Raw genomic sequence first — 26,844 nt, 5'->3', positions numbered from 1 at the left:
CGGGCCGGCCCACGTTACCGGTCACTTGTTTCCGTGAGGTTCAGCGGGACGGGATGGTAGCGGCGACGCAGGCTGGCAGCGAGCCATTCTCGCAAGGGACCAGGCTCGCCGGGATAGGGGTAGCCCGCCGTGCCGCGCCGTCGAACCTCACGGCATGACCGGCACCCCGGCATTCGCCGTCGCCAACCAGCTGCGGAGCGCATTCGGGTCGATGCAGCCAGCCTCCATGGCGGCGGCCACGAGCATGGCGATGACGACGACTGCGACGATAGCGGTGGTCCGGCCCTCCGCGCGCCGGTAGGCGGCCATGGCCTCCGCGAGGGGCTCGTCGGCGAGCGCCTTGTAATCCGCGTCGTCCAGGAAGCCGTAGAGCTTTGGCCGCCAAGCCGCCCTCGATCGCTCGACGACCCCGAGGAACTTGCGGTTCGTCGACAGCGAGACGCCGTAGGAGATGCCGACATACGCCGCCACGACGGCGTAGAGCCAGGCGAACCCCGCACCGCCGGCACCGCCTTTCGCACCGTCGACGGCGAGCCGAACGACCAGGACCCCGATCGCGACCGCCACGTCGCGCCAGACGGCGGCGGACAGGTCGCGGGACTGCTGGAGGAGCTTCTGCACCTCGTCTGACAGCGTCTTTCGCAGGTCGGCGAGGGCCTTGAGCGTGTCCTTGCTGCCCGCGCGCAGGTGCGCCTTGTACAGCAGCCGAGCCGAATCGAGGGCCGGGCCGACGCGCTTCGGCAAGCCTGCCCGGAAGCCTTCCCCCGCGGTCCATTCCCGCGACAGCTCGGCCGACAGGAAGGTGTGCCGCACCTCGACGTCGGTCCCCTCCAGGTACACCCAGGCCGCCGCGGCCTGCTGCGCGTCGATGGCGTCCGCGCCCACGTCGGCGCCGGCAATCCCGAGCACCAGCTTCCGCGGGGGCTGGCCGGCAAGGAGGACCATCGCCGCGCCGCCGTCCCGGTAGAGCTCGTTCGGGAGCGACAACGCGATCATTTGCCCGGCGGCCTCCCGCCACGCGGCCGACGCCGGCCCCTCGATCCGGGTGGATGCCGCCACGTACGGATCGATCCGTGGCGGCGCCATCAGCTCGGGGGACTGGCTGCGGACGACCCGCCGCGGTCCCGGCTCGGACCGCGTCTCCGGCGGCGCATCGCCCGCGGGGGCATCGGTCCAGGCCTCGACGAGGTGCCCGCGCGTCCGGAACCCGTCCGCCGCCGCGAGGAACGCCAGGCGCACCACGCGGACGCGGCAGGCGCGGTCGGCGTCGAGAAGCAGCGAGCGCCAGCCTTCGGGCGTGAACAGGTGCTCGGCCCCACGCCGGGTCGCGTAGGTCAGCGTCAGGCGAGCGCGGTCGCCGTCCGGGACCTCGCGCGGCGCCACGACGTCGTCCGAGGCGTCGAGGCAATCGAGGGTCAGCCACGGCGCGTCCGCATCGGCGACGGCCTGCCACGCCGCGAGCGCCTCGCGCGACAGCGTGCCGGCGACGGTCAGCCGACCGGCATCCTCGTTGACGACGAAGTCCGGCGCGCGCCGGCTCGCCTCAACGGCGGCGTGAACGGTCTTCGGTGTCGACATCGTCCCTCAGGATGCCCGCCGTCAGGATCTCGATCCGCTTGCGCCCATCCGGCATGTCCGTCTCGGTCGGCCGGTGCGCCTCGTCGAACAGCACCATCACGCCCTCCTGGGTCTCCAGAACGCGCTTACGGGGCTTCTGCACGCGCTCGGGATCGATCTCGAACGATTCCTCCGCCAACCCCCGGTCCCGCAGCTCACGCTCCATGGTCCCGCGGATCGGCGCGTTCTCCGGAAGGGCGCCGAACAGCGCCGCCAAGAGCGGCTCGCGGTCCTCGGGATCGTACTGCCGACCGCCTTGCCGCAGGACGTCGTAGAGCCGGTTGACGCCCCCGGCCTGCATGTCCGCGGACAGCTCGACCTTGTGCTTCTTGTAGGCCGCCTTCACGGCCTCGACGAACTTGCCGGACAGGTCGCCCGGCTGGTTGACCCGACGCGCGTTGAGGAAGCCCTCGAAATACTCGGAGATGTGCGTCCGCTTGCTGCGGTCGCGGACCATGACGTGCCCCCCGCCGCCGGGCGCCAGCCGCACGAGAGCGATCTTCTGCATGGCCTCGGGCTTCTTCACGAAAGCCTCTTGCAGCCGCTCCAACTGCGGCTGCGCGGCGCCGAGGAAATACCGGATCACCTCGTCGTGGTCGTACTTCACCAAGGCGTAGATCGGGACGTCCGCACCGACGTCGAGCTCCAACACGAGGAACGCCCCGTTGCTCGTCCCGGTGCGGTGCCGCGTGTGGAAGTCGCGTGCCAAGGCCTGCGTGCCGGCGGTGAAGTCGCCTCCGCCGGCAATACCGCGTAACGCGGCCTCGACGGCCGAACCCTCGCGGAACGCGAAGAGGTTACCCGACAAGGCCGAGCGCACGCGTCCGACGAAGAAGGCCGGTTCCTGGGGAGGGGCGATCTCGGGCAACAAGGTCGGCTCCTCCAGATCCTTGCCGACCACGTGGAAGATCATGCGCCTGATCGACAGGGCATCCTTCTCCGCATCGGTCAAAAAACTCATCTCGCTCCCTTGGGCCGCGCAACCACTTCGGAACCAGCATAGCGGCGGATGCGAGCGATCGCCGCCAAGGTTGCCGACCTAAGGTCGTTTTCCCGCCGCGAATCTCCGGATCGGGCTTGTTCTCCTTATGTTCTCATGGCCTCCGCTCGATTGCAATGCGTTCCGCAAGCCGGCCGGCGATAACGGCTTACGGGGAGCGCGGCGCCCGACGGGGCGAAGGCGGCCACGGTCGGGATCAACGGTCGGCAAGCCGCGGACGGGCGTCGGTTCGTGACTTGCGAGCCGGGCTGGCACGCTGGGGCGACCCGATGCGCCCATGACGGATGTGACCATGGCCGATCTTTCCGACCTTAGACAGCTGCGGCCTGCCCGCGAACCGGCGGAGATCGATGGCGGGCTCCACGAGCCCTTTCCCGAGCCGCAGCGCTTTACCAGCTTCCTCCCCCGCCAACGCGGTGTCCTCGCGCCGGCGGTCGGTCCCCTGTCCGATGCGACCGTCGTGCACGGCTTGGCGGTCAGCGGTGCCGGCTGGTTGAACCGGGACGGCCGCATCCTCGCCAACGGATCGGGAGCGGCCCTGGACGCCATGCGCCAACTCCCGGAGGCGGCAGCCGTCTTCGCGGCGTGGGACGAGGCCGTGGCGGAATGCGAGGCCGCCTACAGGACGCAGTACGCGGAGGAGCTGGCCGCTCACGAGGCGCGGGGAGGTACGAAGGCGAGCTTCCGGTTCGATGACGGGCACTTCAGCACCTTCGATCCCGAAGGCGAGGCCCGGGCGGCCATCGGGAGGCTGGGCTGGATCGCGCTGGACCTCCGGAGAAACCGGGGGGTGAGGGAGGTCGCCTGCGAGCCTCCGCGCGACGGGCTCCCTCGGTTCGAGGGGCATCTCGCGGCCCTGGCGAGGGCGCTCGATTGCCGCGTGGTGTCCTCGATCCACGCGCCGGAGCCGATCGTGCTGATCGATGCCACGGGTCGGCGGGTCGCCACCCCGGCCACGCCGTTGGCCGGACCTCGGAAGGAAGACCCCGCCCTGCCGCTCCTGAACCAGATCCCGGGGTTCAGGTCGTACGATCCGGCGACGGGCGCGATCGAGATCGAGGGATGGGGCCGAACCGTGCTGCTGCCGGGCGTGCGCCCCGACGAGGCGGAGCCGGCGCCGTCCCCCGGGCCTTGAGGAGGAGCCGGAGGCGGTCGTCGGGCTCGCTCCGGCGGACGAAGCCGCGGCGGGCACGACGCTTAACCATCAACGCAGCGGGAGGACCGCGGAAGGTCCCCGTGGATCGTAGCGTCAAGGTTTCCTAACGGGACGGCGCTCATCTGGAAGCCGACGACCTCATGGCGAGGCGTCGGAAGATGGATGGCTCCGTGGCCGGGTCAAACGCGCTCCCCAACCCCCGCCGGCTCGCGGAGGCGTCCCGTTTTCCCTGGGCGTCGGATCCCCGGGACACGCCGGCGGACCGATGGCTGGCGGCATCGCATTTCGCCCCCGTGGAAGCTCGGACCAGCCCGGAACAGGTGTCCGCCGAGGTATCGGCTAGCCTTGAGCGTGCCGCGACGCTGACCGCGCGGGCAAAGGCGCCCCTCGATCGCGAGGACGAGGCCGAGGCCCGAAGGCGCGCATCCCTTCACCTGCTCGCCGCCGAACTGCGCCGCGAGGCCGGGGCCTGGGACCTGTGCGTCGAGAACTACGATGCCCTGACGCGACATTACCTCACGCGCCAGGACCTGAGGGCAGCCGGGGCCTACCTCCGCAAGTTGATGTTCGTCTCCGAACGGTCGCCCCGCTCGCCCGAGCGCATGGAAGCATGCCTGTTGGCGGCGTCGGTCCATCTCGCCTTCCGTCAACCCGCCCCGGCCAACGCCGCGGCCTCGGAAGCCGCCCACGTGGCGGCCCGCTCATCCGACCCGGCCGGCCTCGAACGCGCGGCCGACCTGTTTCGGCGGATCGGCGAGCTCGGCGCGGAGGATCCGGTGAGGAGCCTGACCGCCGGATGCGCGTGCGGCGGGCCGGGCACCTATATCGCGTGCTGCGGAGCGGTGGCTGGGGAAGTCCCGGCCGAGTTCCAGGTTCGCGTCGTCGGCCCCGCCGCCGCTCCGACTGAATCGCAAGCCAACCCCTGGCTCGCGCCGGGGCGGACGGGCATCGACGTCGTGCTGGGTCACCCGGGTGCCGCGGGCGAGTGCCTCAACTGGGTCGCCGTCCGGGTCGAGGGTGGACGCCAGAGCCTGATCACGCTTCCCAACTGGTCCGGGCGGGCGATGCGGGCCGCCAGGACCGCCCTGGCGATGTCCCTGGAGGATCCTGATGGGACCGAGGGGCCTTCCTCGGCCGTCCTCCAGGTCGCCTGCGGCCTTGAGGCGTTCATGAACGCGATCGGCTACTTCGTCGCCAGGTCGCGCAAGGAGCGCTGGGAAGGCAGCGATCTCCCCGCCTCCGTTCTCACGATCGACAAGGACCATTTTCGCCCCGGGCCCCTCTCGCAGCGATGGGAGACCGTCGCGAACGCCTTGCTCGGACCGGAATGGGCCAAGGCGGCGCGCCTGGAGGACATGAGGAGGCTGATGCAGCTTCGGAATGCCCTGGTCCATTTCGGCAGCCAGAACGAGGAGCAACTCGTCCCGGCCCGGAAGGAGGAGCACGAGCTGCTGGAGCGCTTCCGAGGCCTGGTGCCCTTCCGCGCGGCACCCCGGCCCTGGGTCGACAGGCTCCTGACCCCCGAGCTCGCGGAATGGTCGATCGTGCTCGGAGAGGGGCTGATCGCCTCCTTCAGGATGGCGTGGCACCAGCGCCAGGAGGCGGAGCTGGACGCGTCGCTCCGCGCGGAGCTCGCGGAAGCCTGACGCCCTCCCGGTCCCCGACATCCGTCCGATCGTCTCGGAGGCCCGACACCCGGTCGGGCGGCATCGCCGGGCGGGGCCCGGGTTCGGCCTGGCCCAACCGGGCCTGGCCGCCGCCCGGCTCACCTCGACGTCGAGTGCCGCCCGCGCCATGCCTTCGAGCCCGGCCCGGCCCGGCCATGCCCGTGCCCCGGCTGATTCCGTGCGGCCTCAGCCTTCGCCGCAACGCCCGGCCGACGTGCCAGTAGGACACGAACACCCGGACCTCCGGCTTGCCGGGCCTCGGGATGCATGCCTCCCGAACCCTGTTTGGCCCGATCCCCCAGGGGCCTAGGCCGGATCGGCCTCGGCAAGGGCGGGCCTCTTGCTACGGCCCATGGTCGGGAACGTGCCGCGGGAGAAGGCCCCGTCCATCCCGGCCACGAAGTACCAGCCCTGCTCGGCGCGGCCGGCCATCTTCTTGCGGAGGGTCCGTTTCGTCAGCGGCTCGCGGTGCCCGGCCGCCCCGCGCACCGTGGCCCGCTTGAGCAAGGGCAGGATCTCCGCCGCGCTCATCGCGCCGTCCGTCGGCAGGATCTCGAACACCTCGCGCATCACGCGATCCCAGAACTCCTCCGCGCGGACCTTCTCCTGTCGCTCCTCCAACCCTTCTACCCGCTCGCGCAGCCGGGCCGCCTCGGCCTCCGCCACGTCGAGCCGCGCCAGTGCCTCCTCCAGGAGCTCGTCCCCGGCCCGGGCCCGCGCCGCCAGCTTGTCCCGCTCCACCAGGAGTGCCGCTGCGGCCTCTGCCCCGGCCGCCTCCCACATCTCGGCCGCCGCCTTGCCCAGGACCGCCTGCAGGCGCTCCGGGAGACCCGCCGGCACCAGCCGCGGGCGGTAGGCCCTCTCCGCCTTCCAGTCCCTGAGAAGCGGCCCCACGTCCCGGAAAGAGCCCCCGCGCGCCGGCCCCGCCTTCAGCGCGGCGATCACGGTCCGCAGCGAGACCCGCCCGCCATCCGCCAGTACCTTCCTGGCGGCCCAATCGACCTGCTCCCGCGTCGGCATCCGGCACTTCCTGGGGATAAGGCCCCGACCATCGCCCGGACACGGTTAAGAAAACGCATTCTTCGCGGTAGCGGTAACACGATAGCGCTACCGCAACCCGCTCCCGTCGGAGTCGCGCGCCGTGCCGCCCGCGACCGCTCCGGATGCGAGCCTGTCCCTTCGAAAAGGTCCTCCGATGAAACGCGCGAGCCCGCCCCGATCCCGCTGAAACCCGGAGCCCGCGATCGCGAGCCTCCGCAACCGGAGGCTTCCATGCCCAAGACCCACTTTGTCGCGGACACGCACTGGCATCACCAAGCCGTCCTCGGACCGCGCCTCGGCCTGAATCGCCCCTTCGCCACGATCGAGGAGCACGACGAGGCCCTCATCGCGAACTGGAACGCCGCCGTCGGGTCCGAAGACACCGTCTGGCACCTCGGCGACTTCTGTTACCGCTGCCCCGAGGACCGCGCCCGCTCGATCTTCGCCCGCCTGAACGGCCGTCGGCGCTATCTCGTCCGCGGCAACCACGACAAGATCGGCGCGCGCCTGCCCTGGGACGGCGTCTTCGACGTTGCCCGCGTCCTCGTCGCGCTTCACGACGGTACCGTCCAGGGCATCTGGTGCAGCCACTACGCCCACCGCGTCTGGCCTCGCCAGCACCGCGGCGACCTCCACCTCTATGGCCACTCCCACGGCACGCTCCCCGGCACCGCCACGAGCACAGACGCCGGCGTCGACTGCTTCGACTTCCGCCCGGTGACCCTCTCCGAGATCCGCGTCCGCCTTGCCGAGAACGCCGCTCGCGAGGGAGGCACGCGATGACGGCCGACCTCGCTCATCGCCTATGGGTCTTCAGCGACCTGCACCAGGAATGGCCCGAGAACGCCTGGGATCCGGTCGCGCACGCGCCGCCGGCTGGCTTCGACGTGGCCGTCGTCGCGGGCGACGTCCACACGCCGCTGACCCGCGCCCTCGACTGGCTGGCCGAGCGACTGCCCGGCGTGCCGGTCGTCTACGTGGCGGGCAACCACGATTATTGGTGGGATCGCGGCGAGGAGCGCTACACCCTCGCCGACCAGATGGCCCGCGGCCACGAGCTCGCCGCCCGCCACGGCATCCACCTCCTCATGGACGACGCGGTCACGATCGGCGGCACCCGTTTCGCGGGCGGCACGCTCTGGACCGATTTTCGCCTCGGCGCGACCAGCCTCACCCACGGCATGCGCTCCGCACAAGGGCGCGAGGGCATGGTCGACTACCGCCGGATCCGCACCGGCCCGCGCTCGCGCGACCGCGTCGAGCCCGAGGAGATCCTCACCCTGCACCGACGCACCCGCGCCTTCCTCGACGTCACCCTCTCCACCCCGCACGAGGGTCCGACCGTGGTCGTCACCCACCACGCCCCGCACCCGGCGAGCCTTCCGGACCCGCTCGGTCATCTCCGCTGGTGCGATGCCTCGGACATGCGCGACCTTATCCACGTCCGCGGCCCCGACCTGTGGATCCACGGTCACGTCCACCACGTCGTCGACTACACGGTCGGACCGACCCGGATTGTCTGCAACCCGCGCGGCCACGCCGACGAGTCCACCGGTTTCGATCCGGCCAAGGTCATCATGTTTGCATATGAGACCGCCGGATGAGGCTCTAGAGGTGGCCGGAGTCCAGCCCCGGATGCACGGGTCATATCTCGTAGAGGGCAACCACCATCGAATCTCGGACGGCGCTTCTTATATTATGAAGCCTGCTGTAGGGTCTCAGGAGGGAGCAAAGGCACCCTGGGCCGGTTCAACCAAGGGAGACGACGACATGAAGCGTTCCGATCTCGTCGACGTTGCCGTGCCGATGGCCGCCTTCTTCGAGCAGGAAGACGAAGCTCGTCCCCAGGAGGCCTTGAAGCGTCGTCAGGACGCCGCGCGTCAGCTCCTGAGGCAGGGCTTCTCCCCGCAGGAGGTCGAGGCGCTCTACGGCAAGGTGTTGCCGGAGGAGGCCGGGCAGCGCCAGGCCCCGCGTGCGGATGCCGAGGCCTACGCCCCCGTACCCTTGGCGGCGTTCCTGCGCAGGTAGGTCTGAAGCCGCGCGACAGCCGCGGCGTCCTCCCGGTGAAGGTAGCCGTACCAAGACGCCTCCGTCTCCGCGAGCAGCGACCAAGGAAGCTTGACCTTGTCGGGAGGCGTCCGCGCCGAGGTCACCTTGCCCTCGACCTCGACCAGTCGCCAAAGCATCGTCGGTTCGTGGTCCTCGTCCAAGATCCTCAACAGTGCGGACTTCTTGACCGGCGGCAGTTCCCCCCACCCGATCTGCTCCAAGCGGTCCTTGATCGGTTGCCGCAGACGATCCGGCTTGTCCTTCTCCGCCCAGGTCTTCGGCGACAACAGGAAGCCGGCCCGGGCCCAGACATAAGCTCCGTCCCAGGCGGCCAGGAGTTCAAGCTGGTCGAACTCGATCCGGAGGAGAAGGCGATAGGCATTGCCCAGCAGGGTGCTACCGACCTTCAATCCCTTGTACCCATCCTGGACGGTCGTCTTGTCGAGATGGATCACCTTCTCGTCGAACAGTAGGGATCGCCCAGACACGAATGCCTCGACCCCATTGTCGTAGGCCCTAGTGATGAGCCGGATCTCCTCGGGGCCCGGGCCGATCTGAAATTCGAAGGTGCGATCGAAGCCCGTCCCGCCTGTCAGGGCCTCCGCGAGCTCACGCGGGTAGAGATCGTACGCCCCGAGCTTGTCGTGCCACCACTGCATCGCCGCGTCATCGAGCGGTGTCTTGAAGGAGATGGTGCCGCCAAGGTCGAACCGGGCCCGGATGGCCTCGTCGAGCGGCGAGGGAATGCTCCCGTACGGCGGCGTCATCGGTCCCCCTGTCATGGCTCGTTCTTGCGGCGTCGCCGGCTCCGAGCCAAGCGTAAAGATGATCGGCCTAGACGGCGAAGCACGGGGCCCCGTCCCAAGCGGCCGGTCCCGTTTCCGACCGCATACTCTGCCCGAGGCCCCCATGATCGGTCGCTCGAACGCCACGTGGCGCGATATGTCGGCCCATGTCGTGCACATGGTTCGGGGCTCGTCGCCCGCCGCGGCCTACGGCAACATCATCTCGATCCTCGCCGATGGCCGGCTTGAGGCGCGCTCGCCCTTCGGAGCGGCGCGGGCCGGCGCACCCGACGTCGTCTCGCAGCACTGCGTCTGCTTCTCCGAGATCCCGGTGGATCAACTCGGCCGCGTCATCGCGCGCCGCCTGCCGCCCGACCGCTCCGCTTGGCATGGCATCGCCTTCACCAAGGCCTTCCTCGTCGAACGGCGCGGCGGCCCGATCATGTACGCCTACGACGGCACGCCCCAGGCCGAGGCCGTCCAGCGCATGATGCGCGAGGCCCGCGACAGCCCGGACCCGGCAAGCCATCCGATCTGGGACCTCGCGCCGTTCGTCGACCTTCCCGGAGGGGGCGGCTCATACTTCTTCGAGTGGGAGCGCGAGTGGCGCCACGTCGGCGACCTCCGCTTCTCCCCCGAGGACGTCGCCTTCCTCGTCATGCCGGAGGAGTTCCACGAGGCCGCCTGGGGGTTCTTCGAAGACGCGCGACGCGAGCACGTCGGTCCGGCCTACTTCTGTCCCTACCTCGACGCGAGCTGGCCGCGCGAGCGGTGGCTGCGGGAGCTGCGCCGGGGCAAGACGGCACCGGGCAGGGGCCGCGCGTGAAACCCCGCCGCCACGCTGCGACCGAATCGCCTAACATCGCGCCGGGCGACAGTCCTCCCCTCGACCGATGCCGGCCTGCAACAGCCTCAGGTTGCCGGTGGACCGTGGCCCCGCGCACCTGGGCGTCGCCAGCCCAGCCGTGCAAGATCGATCGGCCAGGCGGGGAAACGACGTGTTCGCACTCAATAAGAAAGCTTTGTCGCACTACGTCGGCGGCGAGTGCCAGCGCCGGCTGCGCCTCGACCTCTACGAGAACGACGCCGCACGCGAGAATGCCGGTGCCCCGATTAAGGATCCGGGCAGGCCGGGACTGGCGCTCCTGGCGCGTCAGGGTCGAACCTTCGAGCGTCGGGTCTTCCACGATCTCGCCAGCGTGTTCGCCGATCGCGTCATCCGCGGCGCGGACCTGCCGACGGAGGAGGACGGCGAGCGCGCCTTCGCGGAGATCCTCCTGGCGGATCATATCGACCGCTGCTCCGATCATCGCTTCCTGATCGAGGCGGCCTACCCGATCAGCGACACCTTCTTCCGCGCCCACGGCCTCGAAGATCTCAAGGCCGGCACCACCCGACCCAAGCGGAGCGGCCAGATCTCGTCCGGCCACGTCCGCCCGGACATCCTTCATGTCGTCCCGGCCGACGGACGGGCCCGCGAGGCGATCACGATCGGCGGCGAGATCGAGCCCGTCACCCCGGGCGATCCCCGCCTCGGCTTGCGGATCATCGACGTGAAGCTGTCGGGCGAGCCGTCGCCTGCCCACTTCGCCGAGCTCGCCTTCTACGGAATGGTCCTCGCGGCCTGGCTGGTGGAGACGGGCCGATCCAACCGCTTCGTCGTGCTGAAGGACGCCGCCATCTGGCCGGGCAAGCACCAAGCCTCGGAAATCCTGCGGCTCGAAGCGCGTGACAACCAACTCGGCATCGTCGGACGGGATCTCACCCGTTACCTCGAAGCGCTCGGGCAGGACCTCGAAACCCTTCCCGCCGAGGTCGTGCTCGGCCGGGTCCGCAGGTTCCTTGCCGTGGATCTCCGCGAGGTGCTCTCGGCCGAGCACTGGCACGAGCTGCCCTGGCACGTCGACACCGGCTGCTCCGGCTGCGACTTCCTGGGCTACGATTGGAAGAGCAACGCCGAGGACGGGCCCAAGATCAAGCGCGCGGCGCGGCGGGAGCGGTACTGCTGGAACCAGGCCGAGGCCCTGGGGCATCTGAGCCGGATCATCGGCCTGACCCGAGGCGCCTGCGGCAAGCTCAAGGGCCGGGCGATCGAGAGCATCGCGGACCTCGCGGCCCTCGACCCCCGCGACCCGGCCTTCGACGACCACCAGAAACTGATGGCGACCCGCACCCTGGTACGCGCCCGGTCCGAGGCCCTCTCCAGGAAGATCCCGGCCGAGATCCCGCCCCGCGCCGGCACGTCCTCCGTCATCCCGGCCTGGAGCCACATCAAGGTCGCCCTGACGGCCGATTTCGACGTCGGCAGCGGCCTCACCTTCGCCCTCGGCTACCAGCTCATCGTAAACACGCCCAAGGAGAGGACGGGGCCGGCCAAGGACGGCGACGGGCGCTTCAAGTTCGAGGGCAAGCGCCTCAAGGCCCGCGTCATCCTCGTCCGCCGGCAGTCCCAGGAGGCCGAGCAGGGCGTCGTCAAGTTGTTCATGACGCATCTCGTGCGCGAGTTGCGGGAGGCCGCCGACGGGATCGAGGCCGCCTATACTAGGCTGGGGGCCGGCAAGAAGGAGCAGGGCCGCAAGGCCGACCTGCAGATCTATCTCTGGGACAGGCTGACCTTCGATCACGTCTGCCGCGTCACGGGCCGCCACCTCACGTCCCTGATCGCGCCCGACCTGAAGGACAAGGACGAGAAGGCCCCCACGGCTCCCATGGCCTGGCTGTTCCCGGCCGAGCAGCTGATCCAGGACGCCGACTTCACCTCGGTGAACTCGCCGATCACCATCCTGTCCGACGCGATCCAGGCGATGCTCGCGGCGGACGTCCCCCATCACTACTCGCTGATCGGGATCGCGAACGCCTACCGCTCCGGGCGGCTCGACGCGTATCGGGCCGAACGCGGCCTGGAAGGTCTTCCCTTCCGCCTGCACTCCTTCTTCCTCGACCCGCTGTCCGATCAGATCCCGTCCGAGCGCGGCCACGAGGTCTGGGCCGAGACCTCGCCCTTCGAGGACGAGGATCCCCAGACCTACGAGGAGAGCCTCAAGCGGGCCGTCCGCATCCGGCTCGATGCGATCCATGCCGTCGCCGATCGCCTCGTGGACGACTTGAAGGGTGACCTCTCCGCCAGCGCGCCGAGCGTCAAGTCGATCCTAGAGCAGACGAAACCCCTCGGCGCCGTCGCGCAGGACTTCGAGATCCTCTACCAGCACGCCCGCCTCATAGCCGCTGCCGCGCGGATGAAGAACGACCTGCTGATGGCGCTGCCGCCGCATCAGCGAGAGGCGACCTTCGAGAGCGCCAGGCTCCACGAGCGCCTCGAAGGGGCCGCGCGGGCCGAGGCGCTCGCCACCCACGGCCTCGCCCACGAGGACGCAAATCCCGACGTCCTCGTCTTCCGGATGTCGCCGCGCTCGACGCAGTCGAAGATCGAGAAGGGCGACTTCCTGACGACCCTGCTGCCGGAGAAGTCGCTCAACCTTCAGCACCGCAGCCTCGCCTCGCTCAAGGCGAAGTTCCCCGCCTACGAGCGGATCGCGCCCGCCGAGGATTCCGACTTCCACGTCACGCTGCGCGACGCCTGCAAGGTTGGGGTCGAGGTCTTCGACCGCCTGTCCCGCGTCGTCGTCCTGCGGGCCGGCGGGCAGATGCGGCCCCTCGTCCAGGCCGGGATCCTCGACTTCGCGGTGGGACGCCGATCCGACGGCGAGGTCGATTACGCGGTCCTCGACCCCCTCGTCGTGGACTTCTTCGTCGGCCACCGGCTGAGACCGGTCCTGAAGGCGATCCGGGCACCGGCGCTCTCGGCCGAACGGCCGCTGTTCCGCGACAAGTCCCTGACGCGGCTGAACCTCACAAAGCCGCGCCTCCTCAAGGAGGATCCGCCGATCACGCGCTTCATCTGGGACGCCGACGCCCTCGCGACGGAAGGCTCCGGCCGGTCGAGCGCCCCGGGCCTCGCGCGGGTCGATCCGGACGGGACCCGGCTGACGCCGCGCCAGCGCGACGCCATGGTCGCCTCGATCGAGAACCGCCTCTGCCTTCTCTGGGGGCCGCCCGGCACCGGCAAGACCTTCACCGTCGTCGCGATCATCCGCGGGCTGCTCGCCGACGCGGCGGAGCGCGGCACCGGCCTGCGCCTGGCCATCACCGGCCCGACCTGGGTCTCCATCGAGACGGTGGCCAAGAAGCTGCCGCCGATCCTGAGGGAGCTCGGCTTCGACGACCCGCCCCTGGTGCGGCTCGCCTCCGGCCGATCCGATCCCGGGGCCATCCCGCCCGAACTGCGGGATTACGTCCTGCGCACCGACGACACCGAATCGATGGACATGTTGCGCGAGCGCCTGAACGATCGCGCCTCCGTCACCATCGTCGCCTCGACGGCCCACCAGCTGAACGCGCTCGCGTCGCACAAGGTGGCCGGCAACGGCACCAGGACGCCGATGCTGGGCCTGTTCGACTTCATGCTCGTCGACGAGGCGTCGCAGTTGCCCGTCTCCCAGGCCGTGGTGGCCTTCGCCACCCTCGACGAGAGGGCCGGGATCACGGTCGTCGGCGACGACCTGCAGATGCCCCCGATCCAGGAGGTCGAGCCCCCCGACGGGGCGAGCCACCTCGTCGGGTCGATCTACGACTTCTATCGGCACTACCGCCGGGGCGAGCGCCGTCCGGAACCGGAGGAGCCCCCGGCCATCGCCAGGATCATGCTCGACCGGAGCTACCGCTCGAACGCCGAGATCGTCGACTTCGTCCGGCTCGCCGGCTACCGCTCCGATCTCGGCTCGAACGACCCCGGCCTCCGGATCCGGTTGAACAAGCCCTTGCCCGAGGGGCGGCCGGCTGACTGGCCGGAGGACCTGCACTGGCACGGGCACCTCGCCCGCATCCTCGATCCGGAGGAGCCCCTCGTCGCGGTGATCCACCCCGACCCGTATTCGAGCCAGCGCAACGACAACGAGGCCGACCTCGTGGCCGGCCTCGTCCGGTCGATGATGGGCCGCCTCGCCGAACCCAACCTGGAGATCACATACTCCGCGGCGGAACTCTTCACGTACGGCGTCGGCGTGGTCACGCCCCATCGGGCCCAGCAGGCCGCGATCGTCGATCGGCTCTCGCGCCTCCTCCCGAAGCCTGCCGACCGCGCCGCGATGATGGCATCGGTCGACACGGTCGAGCGCTTCCAGGGTCAGGAACGCGACGTGATGATCGCAAGCTTCGGCCTCGGCGACCGCGACCAGATCGGCGCCGAGGAGGAGTTCCTCTACAGCCTCAACCGCTTCAACGTCATCGCCTCGCGGGCCAAGGCCAAGCTCATCGTCATCATGTCGCGCCGCCTCGTCGACCACCTGCCGCGCGATCCCCAGGTGCTTCGCGCCTCCCGGCTCCTGAAGCACTTCGCCGATGGATACTTGCCGCGGGTCGTGCCAGCCTCGATCCCGGGCCTCGGGGCGTGCGAGATCAAGTTGCGATGACGGGGGGACTGCCGGAGCGATCCCTGCTCGACGCCGGGATCCTGCCGGTCGGCGAGATCGCGCGGATGGCCACGCGCGAGAGCGTCCGGCCGCGCGACGCCTACCAGGCGCACAAGTGGTTCGCCCGCCGCCTGGCGGCGACCGCGCGCTCCCTGCTCGTCGCCGCCAGCACGCCGGCCGGCGGGAACTTCTGGTCGGCCTATTACGGCGAGGCCGACTGCGCCGGCCTGCGCGTGCTCGACCCCTTCATGGGCGGCGGCGTCATGCTGCTGGAAGCCTCGCGCCTCGGCGCCGACGTCCACGGGGTCGACGTGGAGCCGGTCGCCGCCGCGGTCTCGGACTTCCAGGGCCGCCTCGCGCGCCTGCCCGACCTCGGTCCCGCCCTCGACGGGCTGATCGCGACCGTCGGTGCCGAGCTCGCGCCGTTCTATGCCGCCCGCGACGAGGCCGGCACGGAGGAGCGCCTCCTCCACGCCTTCTGGGTCCAGCGGGTCACCTGCGGCGGCTGCGGCCACGGCTTCGAGGCCCATCCGAGCTTCCGGCTTGCCTGGAACGACGCCGCGCGCAGGCAATGGGTCGCCTGCCGCGGCTGCAGCCGGGTGCAGGAGGTCTCGACCGCCCGGGCCACCATCCGTTGCGAGTGCGGCACCACCACCAAGGCGCGCGAGGGCAACCTCGACGCAGGCACCGCCGTCTGCCCGTGCTGCGGCCACCGCGAGCGCCTGATCGACCTCTCCGCCCGGACCGGTCGGCCCCCGGAGTTTCGCCTGTTCGCCGTCGAGACGATCCCGGCCGGGCCCGAGCGACGCTTCGTGGGTGGGGACCGGCGCATCCGCACGGCCTCGGAGCACGATCGCGAGATCCATGCCGCGGCCGAGGCGCGCCTCGCCGCCGAGCTCGCTGCCGACCCGGGCTTCCTGGTGGACGGCGGTATCCCGCGCGAGAACCGCTTCGACAACCGCCTGCTCCAGTACGGCTATCGCCGCTACAGCGAGCTCTACGGCGCCCGCCAGACCCTCCATCTCGGCCTGCTCGCCAAGGCGATCGCGGCGATCGACGGTCCCGTCGGCGAGGCGTTGCGCATCGCCTTCTCGGACCATCTCGGCACCAACAACCTGCTCTGCGCCTACGCGGGCGGCTGGCGGCGGCTCGCCCCCCTCTTCGCGATCCGGGCCTACCGGCACATCGCCCGCCCGGTCGAGCTCAATCCCTGGCTTACGAAGAACGGGCGCGGCACCTTCCCGAACGCGGTCCGAGCGGTCACCCGGGCGGCGCGCAGCCTCTCGGCCTCGCTTGAGGCCCCGGTCTCCGCCGGGCCCGCCGTGCCGGTCCCCCTGCGCGAACCCGGCGCCTGGGACATCCGCTGCGGCGACGCCGGCGACCTCGCGCACGTGCCGGCCGGCTCGGTCGACCTCGTCCTCACCGACCCGCCGTACTTCAACTACATCGCTTACTCCGAGCTTGGGCACTTCTACGTGCCCTGGCTGGTCCGGCTCGGGCTGATCGATCCCGCCCACCTCGCCGGCTTCCCCGCGGGCCAGCTCGCCTCGAACAAGGGCAGCGCCGCCGCCGCGGCCGCCTTCACCCGGTCGCTGGCCCTCCGGCTGCAGGAGGTCGTCCGGGTCTGCCGGCCGGGCGCCCGGATGGTGTTCACCTACCAGAACCTCGACGGCCGAGGTTGGGAGGCGCTCGCCGACGCGCTCGCGCTTGCCGGCATCAGGCCGGTCAAGGGATGGCCGATGTTCGGCGACGGCGGCGCCGGCCTGCACAAGCACGCCAACTCGATTTCCTGGGACTGCGTGCTCCACTGCGAGCTCGGTCCGGGCCCGATCGCCCGGGCCGCCACGGCCGAGGACGCGGGCGACGGCTTCTCCCGCGACTGGCAGGCGCGCCTCGCCGAGCATGGACACGCCCTGACGCCGGGCGACCTGGCCAACCTCGGGCATGCCGGCCGGGTGCTCGCCTCGTTCGCCCGAGCCGAGGCGGTTGCCGAGCGGGACGCCATCCCCGAGCCGATCGCCTGACAAAGGCTGTCGCACGCGGTGACCCGGTGCCGTGGAGGCACGCGCGAACTTGCCGTGAAGAAGGCTCGTCGCCGGCTGCCCTCGGCACGGCGGCAAGGGCACGGCCATGCGAAGGTTACCGCTCGATTAACCGTGCCGCGACGGTCCCCGCTTTCCACCGGCGGAGGAAATTTCCATGTCCCGTTTGCGCGCGGCGGTTGACGAGGATTCGATCGGTTCTGTATCCGTTCCCTGCGCCTCGACGGCGCTCCCAGCGCTTCCGCCACCGGCCGAAGCCCCATGCCGCCCTCGTAGCTGACGCTCGGGCGGTCCAGCCCGAGAGGCACCCCCGATGTCCCAGCGCACCCCGCGGAAACGGGCGATACGTCGGCGTTCCCGCCGAGCCTCGGCCCCCGTCGGCATAGCCGTCCGGCGCCGCGCCCCCCGATCCGCCCCGATCCCCTCCGAGGTCTGACCGACCCGCGACCGCGGCCGGCTGCCTCGCGCATGGAGGCAGCCATGACCACGCATACCCCGAAGCAGCGCCTTTCCGGCCGACGCCGCCAGCCCGTCGATCCCGCTGTCCCCCTCGATCCCCTCGACCCGCTCGACGGGGCGACCTACGCCGCGACGGACGAGAGCCTCCCGGCGGCGTGCATCGGCGGCCTGCGCCCCGCCCGCCACACGCTCCCCCGGGCGGCCCTGGCAGAAGCCCTCGGCGCGGCCGGCCTCCGCCGCCTGCGCGAGTGCGCCGGCATCGCCCTCGTCGTCGAGGTGCCCGATCCCGCGTGGGTTCCACACGTGGAGACGGCGCTGCGCGAGTATTGCGATTGGGCTCACATCTACACCAGGGCCGGTGCCTCACGGCAGGAGAAGGCGAGTGAGGGCAACGACCGGGCGGGCCGGCTCCTCGGCGAGGGGGCGCGCGTCGCCGGCGTGAGCCAAGCCCCGGCGCGCTACCTTCCGGCCACGCTCGTCGCCGCGGCCGATCTTTACGTCCGGCTCGGACCGCCCTCGAACCGCGTCCTGGCGGCCGCCATCCGGGAAGCCACGGGCAAGCGGCCCCGGCGCCTGCCCTCGGGGCTGGCCGGAGCGCTCGATTTCGACACGCTGGCGAGTTGCATCCGCGTCGGCAGCACCCCGCGCGCCGTCGTCGCCCGGATCCGTGCCGCCGAAGCGGCGCTCGACGGCACGGACGCGCTCGGAAACGACGTCCCACCCCTGGAACTGCTGCACGGCTACGGGCAGGCAATGGTCCACGCCCAGGCCCTCGTCCGCGCCGTCGATGCCTGGAGGCAGGACGCGGCCCGCTGGGAGGACGTGCCCAGGGCGCTCCTACTTCATTCGGCCCCCGGGATGGGCAAGACCACGCTCGTGCGGGCGATCGCCAAGGCGACGCGCCTGCCCCTTGTGTCCACCTCGGTCGCGGAGTGGTTCCAGGGCAGCGACGGCTATCTCGGGGGCGCCCTTCGCGCCGCCGAACAAGCTTTCCAGCGCGCATTCTCCAAGGGACCGGCAATCCTGTTCATCGACGAGACCGAATCGATCCCGAACAGGGCAACTCTGGACAATAGAGCCAGAGATTTCTGGACACCCATTATCGACTATATGCTTACGGCTGTTGAGACCAGTTCCTCGCCTTACGCCTCGAAGCTCATCGTTATCGGCGCGACGAACCACCTCGATGCCCTCGACCCGGCGCTGATCCGCCCGGGCCGACTGCATCCCGTCGTCCGGATCGAGCCGCCCACCGCCGCGGACCTCGTCGGCATCTTCCGCGAGAAGCTCGGGCCGGACCTCGCGGAGCACGACCTCACCGGGGTCGCGCACCTCGCGGCCGGCGCGAGCGGCGCGGACGTAGCGGCTTGGGTGAAGGGAGCGCGCTCTCGCGCCCGGGCGGAGGCTCGGCGGATGATCCTGCCCGATCTCGTCCAGGAAGTCGCGCCCCCGGACGATAGGACAGAGGAGGAAATTCTGATCTGCGCACGCCATGAGGGGGCGCACGCCTGCGCCGTGAACCTGCTCGGAGCCGGCGAGGTCCGCTCGGTCACGATCGCGATTGGGCGGGACAGCGCCGGCAAGACGCGGGCGAGCCTGCATCCCCGGACGATCATGACGCGGGCGCAATCGGAAACGCTGACGATCGTCGCCCTCGCGGGCAGGGCGATGGATGCCCTCGGCGGGGCGCCGAACTCGGGCTCGGGCGGCTCCTACGGATCCGACCTCTCCCGCGCGACCTCGCAGGTGGCGGCGCTGCACGGGGCGTTCGGGCTGGGCGAGACCCTGATCCACCGCGGCGGCCCCGAGGAAGTCGCCCGCGCCCTGCGCGAGGATCCGGGCCTGCGCCGCGTGGTCGAGCAGGACCTGCAACGGCTCTACGCGAAGGCGCAGGCCTTCGTGCGGGAGCACCGGACGCTGATCGAGGCCGTCGCCGACCGTCTCGTCGAGCAGCGTGTCCTGTCGGGGGAGGAGGTTTCTCGGCTCATCCAGATCCACCAGCGGCGGGCCGTGCCCGCGATCAAGGGAGGCCACGATGCGCGATGACACCGATGCCCGCGTCGGCGAACTCTTCCGACGACTGTCGATCATGCGCCTGGAGCTCGGCGAGACGGCGCTCGACCGCACGCTCCGCGACGTCCTCCAGACGCTCGGCGTCGCGGCCCACCGCGAGGCCGAGCACCGGGCCCGGATCCTCGCGGATCGTCAGGCGCCGCCTCGGTCTTCCATTCGGGTCACGGCCTACGCCGATCGTCGGGATCCCGAACCCTGGCCGGACGACCGCGACGCTTGAGCGATCCGGCGGTCACGAGAGGTCGAAGATGTGGATATTTTCGAGAGGGGTATGGCTTGAATCGCCCCGGGTAAATCCCTCGGACGCCAACATGCTGAAGTGAAAGCTGAATCTTCTCAAGTAGAACCCGAGACCTCGGGGATGAAAACGACTCCAAGTGACAGGCCGGGTCAGCTAGCAAGGGTAAGCCGCACCGAGACATCGGGGACGCGGCCAGGTCAAAAGGAGGCGCGATGAGGAAGTGATCGAACCAGGACGTGGCCACAAGGCGCGCAAGAAAAAACCCCGTCGGTCATCACCCGACAGGGTCTTTCTGCCGCAATCGGCTCACGGGACGGCGCACGGTTGCGAAGCGACCGCCGACCCGGGTGATCCAGCGAAACAATCGAAGGACGATCAAAGGCTAGGCCACCTCGGAATCCGGGTCAATCCCGCTCCCGACGCGCCGGCCGCCGTCCTGGGGACAACCCCTCCGACAAGGCCACCCCGCGCCTCACGGCGAAGCGACGCGTGCGGGGCGGCCAAGCGGCGATCGGGCATCCCGTCCGAGGCCGAAGCGAAACAAGCCCCGTGATGGGGTTCAGGCGAGGATATCAAGATGTACGAGTTCGTGGACGACGCGCCCGACGAGGCGCGCGAGCGAGACGTCATGGCCGGAAGCGGCCCGAAGGTCTCCGCCCACGAGGCCGAGATCGAGCTGAGGTTCGGCAAGGTCTACAGCCTGAAGGAGGTCGCCGAGATGTTCGGCATCTCCCCGCGTCAGGTGCAGGCCCACGTCGACGACGGCAGCCTCGTGGCCGTCAACGTCGGCCGGGGCGACGAGCGCCGGGACCTCCGCGTCCTGGAGGGCGACCTCGACGGCTTCGTGCGCCGACGGAAGACGGCGGCAATGACGGCCGTGGCGTTCGCCCGGCCGCAGCCGGTCACGCGGGCGGTGCCGATGTCGGGGCCGAACCCGGGCTACGCGGAGCGCCGCGCCGCCCGCCTCGCACGCAAGGGGGGCCGCTGACATGACCGTCTGGAAGCCGAAGGGATCCCCGTTCTACTACTGCTCGTTCGTGGTGAAGAAGCAGCGGTTTAGCGGACCGACCAAGCTGGCGAACGAGCGGGACGCGCGCGCCTTCGAGAAGCGCTGGAAGGCCGCCGAGAAGAGAAAGCTCGACCTTCACGGCGCCCTGCACGGTCGGGACATGACCATGCTGGATGCGGTCGATCGCCTGACGAAGGAGAAGGTCCAGCAGAACGGTCGCGCCCCGTATCGCGACCGGGACCTGGACTGGCTCGTCGAGCATATCGGGCCAGAGACCAAGCTGAGCGAGATCGATGCCGGCACCATCGCCGCCGTCATCGAGAAGCGGAGGCAGATGTGTCGGTGGGACGATCCTAAGTACGGCGCGGTCAGGGGGGGAACCATCACCCAGAGCGTGCTCCGCCCCCTCTCGGCGCTCCGGAACCGGGCCATCGACGTCTGGAAGATCCCGCTCCCGGACATGCCGAAGCTCTCGATGTATTTCGGGGAGCCCTACGCCCGGACCCGGGAGCTGTCGATCCGGGAGGAGCTCGCGCTCCTGCCGGAGTGCAGGGACTACCGGGACCTGGTGGAGTTCATCCTCCGGTCCGGCCTCCGGCGCGAGAGCGCGTTGATCAGGAAGAGCGAGGTGTTCCTGGAGGAGGGGCGCATTAAGGTGTGGGTGAAGGCCAAAAGGAACAAGAAGCTGCTGGAGATCCCGATCACCCCGGCGATCGACAGGATCATCCGGGCCAACATCGACAACCCGACGGACTTCGTCTTCACCTACCGGAAGAGGACGAAGAACGGGGTCGTGGCGATGCCGATCACGTCGAGCGGGTTCTTCGGGGCGTTCAAGGCGGCGGCCGCGCGGGCCGGGATCGCGGACCTCGTGGTCCACGACCTGCGGCGGACGGCTGGGGCGCGGATGTACCGTGCCACCGGGAATATCGCGGCCGTGTCCAAGTTCCTCGGCCACGCCAGCGTGGTGATCACCATGAAGCACTACGTCCACATCCTGCCCGACGACGTCTCGATCGCCATGAGGGCGGCGGAGGCGGCGCACGGGGACCTGGTCGCCAAGGCGCTGGCCAACGAGACCCTCCACTGACGACGTCGGTCTCGCCCGATCGCGGGGAGGGCCGCCCGACGGGGCGGCCCTCCTCGCGGCGTTGGCAGGGCGCCTGGCGCCTACCGCGCCGGCCCGACGGCGCGTAGGCGCGCCTCCAACTCCTCAACGAAGGTCGATCGACCGAGCGCGCGGACCTTTTTGTACCGGTCTCGCGTCCAACCGGAATAGAGCATGTGGACGGCGTCGCGCGCGCGGGTCAGCCCGACGTAGAAGAGGCGGCGGCTTTCCAGGAGCTGCGCCTCGCTCTCGTTTGTCCAGGGCATCATGCCCTGATCCATCCCGACCATGATGACCACGTCGTACTCGCAGCCTTTCGAGGAGTGCAGCGTCAGCAAGTTGACGTGCGAGGGCGAGCCGTCCCGGCCGCCGAGGCTGACCAGATCCAGTCCTTCGAGCTTGCCGCCGGGCGCCACGGCCACGCTCATCCGCTGAACCTGCTCGATCTGGTCCGCCAAGCTCGGTTCTGCCTGTCCCAGCGGGTCCAGGAGGGACTGACGGATCGCCGCGATGAACGGGGCGGCGGGACCATCATCTCGGCGATGCGCCATCAGGAAGGCCGTGACCGCGCGCCTTGTCCGGTTCGCCTCCCGCTCGCTCGCGCGTCCTGCGCGGAAGCCGATCCAGCGGGACAGCAGGCCGCCCAGTTGCGGCCGGGCATGCCGCCAACCGCCCGAGCACCAGGCCGCGCAATCCTCGACCCAGCTCGTCAGCTCGACCTTCTTGTAAGGAGCCGCGGTGTCGATCCGGACGAAGTCCATGCCAGCCGCCGCGAGCGCGTCCGCGAACACGTCGCCGACGGTGGCCGCGCGATACAGGATCGCGATGTCGCCGGGAACGCGGCCCGGCTTCGCCGCCAGCGCCTCCGGGATCAGCGTCTCGACGATGTGGGCGGCCTGATCCTCAAGGCCGCCGGGACGCTCCACGAACCGCACCGTCGCGAGCCGCTCCGTGTCGTGCGGACGGTAGCCGCGCGCCTCGCCGAGCGCGTATTCCGAAGCCTCGATGATGCCGCCGCCGGACCGGTAGTTGAGCTCCAGGCGAACCGTCTCGACGTCGACGCGCTCCGCCAGGTGATGGAGCAGGCCGCCGTCGGTGCCGGTGAAACCGTAGATCGCCTGGTCCGCGTCGCCCACGGCGAACAGCCGGACCCCTCCCTCGAAGGCGAGCCGCATCACGATGCGATGCAAGGCCACGCCGAGATCCTGGTACTCGTCGACGGCGAGGATCGGCCAGCGGGCGGCGATCGCCGGCAGGACCCAATCATGCGCGCCGACCAGGCGGTTGGCGCAGACGACCATGTCGTCGTAGTCGATCAGGCCCTGCCGGCGCAGCGCTGCCTCGTACCCTTCGCACAGACGGGCGAGGTCGGGATCGGCGCGCCACCCCGGGGCGTCCCGGTCAAGGTGGACGCGACGGTACTTGCCCATCTCCTCCAGCTTGTGGGGCTGGCCGATGCCGAACAGCGCCTCGGCCACGCGCCTGAAGGTATCCCTGACCTGACCCGTCGTCGCGAGGACCAGGGGATGCGGAAGGCCGAGGCCGGCGAGACGGCCGTAGGGCATCAGGACGTGGCGGAGGCAGAACCCGTGTACCGTCCCGACAAAGAGGTTCGGCGCTTCCCTGAGGCCGAGCCGCTCTAGACGGCGCTTGAGCTCACGGGCGCATTCCGTGCTGTAGGTGATGCAGGCGACGCCCTGCGGGGCGCGCACGTCCTCGGCGAGCATGCGCGCCAGCTTCAGGACGAGCGTCTTCGTCTTGCCGGAACCCGGGCCGGCGAGGACCACGCAATGCCCTTCGGAATCGTACGCCGCCTGCTGACCGGGATTTCCGGCGAGTTCGCCCGCGTGCCGGAGGTAGGCGGCGCTCGTGCTACGCGACCGCATCGCGGATGCGCTCCAGGGCGGCGCGGATGTAGGCGGGGCATCGCCGCATGGTGGCGGCAGGAGCGATACGCTGCGCGAAGCGTCCTTTGCCGATGCGCTCGATCAGCGAGATGAGCTTGGCGACGTCGAGGGTCGACGGGTCGGCTTGCCAACCGTCGAGTTGGTCACTTCTCTCCTGCGTCAGGTTCAGATCGGCCTTGAGGACCCTCACCATCCTGCTCCGCATGCCCGTCGAGAAGAGTTCCGGCTCAAGGGTGTTGGCGTTCACGAAGATGCCTCGGCGTTCTCCCCGCCGGAATATCTCGGCCTCGTCCATCTCCGTGTAGTCCGGCCCCGGTCGCACGATTTGCAACAGCCTGGCGACGCGACCACGACCGAGCACGGTCCCGTTGGCGAGTTCGTCGCGATCCGTCAGCACGACATACGGGATCTTCAGCCCGTCGTGCCCGAGCAGCTTGACGTATGGCCCGAAATTGGTGCCGCTGACTGAGCACACCGAGATGCCGAGCTCGTCGAGATGGATGCCGAGGGCCTCGGCGAAAGCCGGGATCAGGAAGCGTTCGGCATCGCCTTCCACGAGGATCACGCCTCGGGCGAAGAACAGCTCGCCGCGCGTGACGTCGATGTATCGTTGCAGGTCATCAACCTCGGTGTCGCTCAGCGCGACGTTTGCCGTCGAGACGCCGCTCGTGCTGCCATCGGCCTGGCGCCTGAGCAACACGATCGACCGCAACGGCGCGATGCTCGCGATATGGGGGGAGTGCGTGGTCAGGATCGTGACGTGGCGCCCGATCACGGGGTCCTCGTCCGGATGGGGATCATCGTCTTCCTCTTCGGTGGGCTCCGCGGCTTTCAGGAAGTGCCTGTAGACCAACCGCTGGACATGCGGGTGGAGATGCGCCTCGGGCTCCTCGACCGCCAGGAAGGTGAAGTCGCGCTCGTCCTCCTCGATCAGCCGGTCGAGTTCCAGGCTCTTGAGGGCGAGGAAGACGAGGTTGGCGGTTCCCAGGCTAGCGTCCGCGACGCCGCGCGCGCCTTGGTCGATGAGCAGGCGCAGGGCGCGCAGCAGTGCGTCCAGTCGCGTCGGCGCCAGTCCGAGGGCGACCGACGTGGCGTGCGCGGGCCCCACCATGCCCGCCAGGCGATCGCTGATGGTTTGGGCCACGCCGCCGACCTCGGGACGTCCCGACAGCGCCCGCTGGGCATCGTCGACCGCGGCCTGGATCGCCTCGCGGTCGGCGTCGGCCAGCGTGCCGGCGAGGTTCTCGATCAGGGGTCTCAACGGCGACCTGCGCCAGTTGGCGAGATCCTTCTCGGCATCCCGCAGAGCCGGAAGCAGGTCCAGCGGCAACATGCGGCGCAGGCCGGCTCCGACGGCGTTATCCGGATCGTCTCCCCCGAACACGACGTACTCGTAGTCGGCGAGGCTTGCCGGAGTTCCTCCCGCTGAGGCCTTCGGCTGGAAGCGGTAGGTGAGGCGCGCGACCATGGGCGGTCCGGGATCGACCAGGCAATCGGCGAGATGCGCCATGAGGCGCGTGTCGGCATCGAAGTCGGTGAACTCGACGGAGATCTCGATGGTCGCACCGAGCTTGTCGTCCCCGAGCCCGTCCCAGAAGTGCTCCAGGCCGAGCCGCCGGTCGCGCTCGGACAGGCCCGGATCCAGGATCAGCTGCAGCGCGAAGAGAAGGTTGCTCTTGCCGACCTTGTTCTCCCCTACCACCACCACGTTCTGGCCGGTCTCGATCTCGAAGTCGGCGAAGTTCGCGAAATTCCGGATTCTGATTTTCGAGATCCGCACCTGAGAACCCTTCCCGACCCTGGCGCCCGAGCCCCGCCATGCCTTCGCCAAGGCGGGGGACGTGTCTGAACCGTCGCGGGCTGCTGAACTTGCCGAAGGGGTATCATCGCGGTTGGCGCGGGCGCGTACCCGCCCGGCAACACGCCGGGTGGGAATGCCGGCCGCGATCTCCCGGCGGTCGGGTGTTGTGCTCGAACCGATTGCCTCCGGCGGAAATGACAGCAGGCTTCGGATCCCCTATATAGGACGGTGACGGTAGTCGTTTCCCGTTCGCCGGCCCGAGGGCCAGGCATGTGAAGGGCCGTCTCGCAAGGTTTCCCTCAAAAGTCCCGCTAAGCCACGGAAGCAATTTGAGTCCATTGTTTAGGGATGGAACATTGGTTGCGATCCGGGCCCTTTTTCGACGCCCTTGAAAGGTGGCTCCGGTTGCCAGCTAAGTCGTTGGTTTGCTTCGCTTAAGTCAGATATCCGATTGCTGATCGTCGGCCGGCCACCGAACCTTCGCCCGCGCTCCAACGGCACCGAAATGCGGGTTTCGGAACCCACAATCTCAAAATTCTCGCAAGGCCGCCCCAGGATACCCCCCGGACCAAGCTCGAACCCTCCGAGGCGAGCGAAGCACGCTTGCCGAGCCTACAATTTGGCATTGATGACGTCTAACAGTCACGGATCGATGGCCGCGCCGCGCCGAGCCGTTAGACGTCAAGCAGTCAAAGCTGCTCGCTCAATCGTCGATTCTTGTGACGTCTTAACGTCAAAACCTCATTCTGCGGCAGCCCGGTTCGTTAACTTCATGACTTCATGACTGCACGCGGGACGGCATGGTCAGGTCCGCGCATGAAGAAAGAGAAGAGGCCGAAGGGCGAGCAGGCCACGGTTTACCTAGAACCGGGGTTGCGCGCCGTCCTGAAGGTGGCGGCCGCCGAGAAGGGCTCGTCAGCAAGCAGCTTGGTCGAGGCCGCTTTGCGGGCGTACCTTCCGAAGCTGGGGGTCAAGATCACTTCGCGAGAGCCGACGGCGGACGCGACGGCCGCGGAAGACATCGTCGCCTCACCCGCTCTGGCCGTGATCGAGAAGACCCTGGACGAGCATGCGGCAGCCCTCCGGGCGATCCAGGAGCAACTGGCGTCATTGAAGACGGCCTTTGCACCGGCACCACTCGACATGCCGGAAGGCGAGTTCACCAAGATCGAGAGGATCATCCTCGAAATGGTCTGCGCGGGCGGGATCAAAGGAGCGTCCGCCGCCAGCATCAAGCGTCATCTTGATGCGATGAGCATCACGCTCGGGCCCCGTCGGAAAGCCCTCTCCGCCTTGCACCAGCGGGATATCCTGAGGCGGGCGAGGGACAACTGGGTGCTAGAGGGAGTGTCCTCAAGGAGAAAAGCGTGATGCTCAAGCGCGCCACAACCGGTGTGGGGTGATGAAGTCATATTGGCTTT

The 26,844-nt window shown here is 69.6% G+C and carries 19 protein-coding genes; 13 read left to right on the top strand and 6 right to left on the bottom strand.

Features of this window, described 5'->3' with window-relative positions; genetic code table 11:
• Nucleotides 1–147: 147 nt before the first annotated feature.
• Entirely contained in the window at nucleotides 148–1,578 is a 1,431-nt protein-coding gene (locus ACTJK8_RS16120; RefSeq protein ID WP_440762210.1) for a hypothetical protein, read from the bottom strand.
• On the bottom strand, nucleotides 1,544–2,578 hold the full coding sequence (locus ACTJK8_RS16115; RefSeq protein WP_440762209.1) for a nucleoid-associated protein: 1,035 nt from the start codon (nucleotides 2,576–2,578) through the stop codon (nucleotides 1,544–1,546). Before ACTJK8_RS16115 ends, ACTJK8_RS16120 begins: the two co-directional genes overlap by 35 nt.
• A 331-nt stretch (nucleotides 2,579–2,909) precedes the next feature.
• Here ACTJK8_RS16115 and ACTJK8_RS16110 point away from each other — a divergent pair, with 331 nt between their 5' ends.
• Nucleotides 2,910–3,752 (top strand): hypothetical protein, encoded by an 843-nt coding sequence (locus ACTJK8_RS16110; protein ID WP_440762208.1) that lies wholly within the window; start codon nucleotides 2,910–2,912, stop codon nucleotides 3,750–3,752.
• 341 nt (nucleotides 3,753–4,093) lie between these two features.
• A complete protein-coding gene (locus ACTJK8_RS16105; RefSeq protein WP_440762207.1) occupies nucleotides 4,094–5,419 on the top strand; it encodes a hypothetical protein in 1,326 nt (441 codons plus the stop codon).
• Between the two features lie 327 nt (nucleotides 5,420–5,746).
• Here ACTJK8_RS16105 and ACTJK8_RS16100 read toward each other — a convergent pair whose 3' ends face one another.
• Complete coding sequence (locus ACTJK8_RS16100; protein WP_440762206.1) at nucleotides 5,747–6,460, bottom strand: DNA-binding protein; 714 nt, start codon at nucleotides 6,458–6,460, stop codon at nucleotides 5,747–5,749.
• A gap of 252 nt (nucleotides 6,461–6,712) precedes the next feature.
• Between ACTJK8_RS16100 and ACTJK8_RS16095 the strand changes: the two genes are divergently transcribed.
• The 3 genes from ACTJK8_RS16095 (at nucleotide 6,713) to ACTJK8_RS16085 (ending at nucleotide 8,509) form a co-directional block, all read left to right on the top strand.
• Nucleotides 6,713–7,264, top strand: coding sequence for a metallophosphoesterase family protein (locus tag ACTJK8_RS16095; protein WP_440762205.1), 552 nt, complete (start codon nucleotides 6,713–6,715; stop codon nucleotides 7,262–7,264).
• Nucleotides 7,261–8,085 carry a metallophosphoesterase gene (locus ACTJK8_RS16090; protein ID WP_440762204.1) on the top strand — a complete coding sequence of 275 codons (825 nt, stop codon included), beginning with the start codon at nucleotides 7,261–7,263 and terminating at the stop codon, nucleotides 8,083–8,085. The genes ACTJK8_RS16095 and ACTJK8_RS16090 overlap by 4 nt, the downstream gene beginning before the upstream one ends.
• A gap of 166 nt (nucleotides 8,086–8,251) precedes the next feature.
• Nucleotides 8,252–8,509, top strand: a complete 258-nt coding sequence (locus ACTJK8_RS16085; protein WP_440762203.1) for a hypothetical protein — start codon at nucleotides 8,252–8,254, stop codon at nucleotides 8,507–8,509.
• On the opposite strand, the gene ACTJK8_RS16080 is transcribed toward ACTJK8_RS16085, so the two are convergent.
• Nucleotides 8,470–9,297, bottom strand: a complete 828-nt coding sequence (locus tag ACTJK8_RS16080; protein WP_440762202.1) for a hypothetical protein — start codon at nucleotides 9,295–9,297, stop codon at nucleotides 8,470–8,472. The genes ACTJK8_RS16085 and ACTJK8_RS16080 overlap by 40 nt on opposite strands.
• 142 nt (nucleotides 9,298–9,439) lie before the next feature.
• Between ACTJK8_RS16080 and ACTJK8_RS16075 the strand changes: the two genes are divergently transcribed.
• From ACTJK8_RS16075 to ACTJK8_RS16045, 7 genes are all read left to right on the top strand, one after another.
• Complete coding sequence (locus tag ACTJK8_RS16075) at nucleotides 9,440–10,141, top strand: hypothetical protein (protein ID WP_440762201.1); 702 nt, start codon at nucleotides 9,440–9,442, stop codon at nucleotides 10,139–10,141.
• 172 nt (nucleotides 10,142–10,313) lie between these two features.
• On the top strand, nucleotides 10,314–14,783 hold the full coding sequence (locus ACTJK8_RS16070) for an AAA domain-containing protein (RefSeq protein ID WP_440762200.1): 4,470 nt from the start codon (nucleotides 10,314–10,316) through the stop codon (nucleotides 14,781–14,783).
• Nucleotides 14,780–16,807, top strand: coding sequence for a hypothetical protein (locus tag ACTJK8_RS16065; protein ID WP_440762199.1), 2,028 nt, complete (start codon nucleotides 14,780–14,782; stop codon nucleotides 16,805–16,807). The genes ACTJK8_RS16070 and ACTJK8_RS16065 overlap by 4 nt, the downstream gene beginning before the upstream one ends.
• Before the next feature lie 498 nt (nucleotides 16,808–17,305).
• A complete protein-coding gene (locus ACTJK8_RS16060; RefSeq protein ID WP_440762198.1) occupies nucleotides 17,306–19,330 on the top strand; it encodes an AAA family ATPase in 2,025 nt (674 codons plus the stop codon).
• Nucleotides 19,320–19,577: a hypothetical protein gene (locus ACTJK8_RS16055; RefSeq protein ID WP_440762197.1), complete on the top strand. Its 258-nt coding sequence runs from the start codon at nucleotides 19,320–19,322 to the stop codon at nucleotides 19,575–19,577. The genes ACTJK8_RS16060 and ACTJK8_RS16055 overlap by 11 nt, the downstream gene beginning before the upstream one ends.
• A gap of 598 nt (nucleotides 19,578–20,175) precedes the next feature.
• Nucleotides 20,176–20,586 carry a helix-turn-helix domain-containing protein gene (locus ACTJK8_RS16050; RefSeq protein ID WP_440762196.1) on the top strand — a complete coding sequence of 137 codons (411 nt, stop codon included), beginning with the start codon at nucleotides 20,176–20,178 and terminating at the stop codon, nucleotides 20,584–20,586.
• A 1-nt stretch (nucleotide 20,587) separates the two neighbouring features.
• A complete protein-coding gene (locus tag ACTJK8_RS16045) occupies nucleotides 20,588–21,697 on the top strand; it encodes a tyrosine-type recombinase/integrase (protein ID WP_440762195.1) in 1,110 nt (369 codons plus the stop codon).
• 80 nt (nucleotides 21,698–21,777) lie between these two features.
• Here ACTJK8_RS16045 and ACTJK8_RS16040 read toward each other — a convergent pair whose 3' ends face one another.
• A complete protein-coding gene (locus ACTJK8_RS16040) occupies nucleotides 21,778–23,601 on the bottom strand; it encodes an ATP-dependent helicase (protein ID WP_440762194.1) in 1,824 nt (607 codons plus the stop codon).
• Complete coding sequence (locus ACTJK8_RS16035; protein WP_440762193.1) at nucleotides 23,588–25,402, bottom strand: ATP-dependent nuclease; 1,815 nt, start codon at nucleotides 25,400–25,402, stop codon at nucleotides 23,588–23,590. Before ACTJK8_RS16035 ends, ACTJK8_RS16040 begins: the two co-directional genes overlap by 14 nt.
• A gap of 837 nt (nucleotides 25,403–26,239) precedes the next feature.
• Between ACTJK8_RS16035 and ACTJK8_RS16030 the strand changes: the two genes are divergently transcribed.
• A complete protein-coding gene (locus ACTJK8_RS16030; RefSeq protein WP_440762192.1) occupies nucleotides 26,240–26,794 on the top strand; it encodes a hypothetical protein in 555 nt (184 codons plus the stop codon).
• The last annotated feature ends 50 nt before the right edge of the window (nucleotides 26,795–26,844 follow it).

Origin of the sequence: Methylobacterium sp. 22177, from assembly GCF_052045615.1 — a bacterium.
In the GTDB taxonomy this organism is placed as follows: Bacteria; Pseudomonadota; Alphaproteobacteria; order Rhizobiales; family Beijerinckiaceae; genus Methylobacterium; species Methylobacterium radiotolerans.
The sequence above is the reverse complement of the archived record's forward strand: the minus strand, read 5'-3'. Positions and strand labels throughout refer to the sequence as shown.

What these genes read in the sequence shown, in the direction of transcription:
- ACTJK8_RS16120 (WP_440762210.1), bottom strand. Translation starts at nt 1,578, where the DNA reads ATGTCGACACCGAAGACCGTTCACGCCGCCGTTGAGGCGAGCCGGCGC.
- ACTJK8_RS16115 (WP_440762209.1), bottom strand. Translation starts at nt 2,578, where the DNA reads ATGAGTTTTTTGACCGATGCGGAGAAGGATGCCCTGTCGATCAGGCGC.
- ACTJK8_RS16110 (WP_440762208.1), top strand. Translation starts at nt 2,910, where the DNA reads ATGGCCGATCTTTCCGACCTTAGACAGCTGCGGCCTGCCCGCGAACCG.
- ACTJK8_RS16100 (WP_440762206.1), bottom strand. Translation starts at nt 6,460, where the DNA reads ATGCCGACGCGGGAGCAGGTCGATTGGGCCGCCAGGAAGGTACTGGCG.
- ACTJK8_RS16095 (WP_440762205.1), top strand. Translation starts at nt 6,713, where the DNA reads ATGCCCAAGACCCACTTTGTCGCGGACACGCACTGGCATCACCAAGCC.
- ACTJK8_RS16090 (WP_440762204.1), top strand. Translation starts at nt 7,261, where the DNA reads ATGACGGCCGACCTCGCTCATCGCCTATGGGTCTTCAGCGACCTGCAC.
- ACTJK8_RS16085 (WP_440762203.1), top strand. Translation starts at nt 8,252, where the DNA reads ATGAAGCGTTCCGATCTCGTCGACGTTGCCGTGCCGATGGCCGCCTTC.
- ACTJK8_RS16080 (WP_440762202.1), bottom strand. Translation starts at nt 9,297, where the DNA reads ATGACGCCGCCGTACGGGAGCATTCCCTCGCCGCTCGACGAGGCCATC.
- ACTJK8_RS16075 (WP_440762201.1), top strand. Translation starts at nt 9,440, where the DNA reads ATGATCGGTCGCTCGAACGCCACGTGGCGCGATATGTCGGCCCATGTC.
- ACTJK8_RS16065 (WP_440762199.1), top strand. Translation starts at nt 14,780, where the DNA reads ATGACGGGGGGACTGCCGGAGCGATCCCTGCTCGACGCCGGGATCCTG.
- ACTJK8_RS16060 (WP_440762198.1), top strand. Translation starts at nt 17,306, where the DNA reads ATGACCACGCATACCCCGAAGCAGCGCCTTTCCGGCCGACGCCGCCAG.
- ACTJK8_RS16055 (WP_440762197.1), top strand. Translation starts at nt 19,320, where the DNA reads ATGCGCGATGACACCGATGCCCGCGTCGGCGAACTCTTCCGACGACTG.
- ACTJK8_RS16050 (WP_440762196.1), top strand. Translation starts at nt 20,176, where the DNA reads ATGTACGAGTTCGTGGACGACGCGCCCGACGAGGCGCGCGAGCGAGAC.
- ACTJK8_RS16045 (WP_440762195.1), top strand. Translation starts at nt 20,588, where the DNA reads ATGACCGTCTGGAAGCCGAAGGGATCCCCGTTCTACTACTGCTCGTTC.
- ACTJK8_RS16040 (WP_440762194.1), bottom strand. Translation starts at nt 23,601, where the DNA reads ATGCGGTCGCGTAGCACGAGCGCCGCCTACCTCCGGCACGCGGGCGAA.
- ACTJK8_RS16030 (WP_440762192.1), top strand. Translation starts at nt 26,240, where the DNA reads ATGAAGAAAGAGAAGAGGCCGAAGGGCGAGCAGGCCACGGTTTACCTA.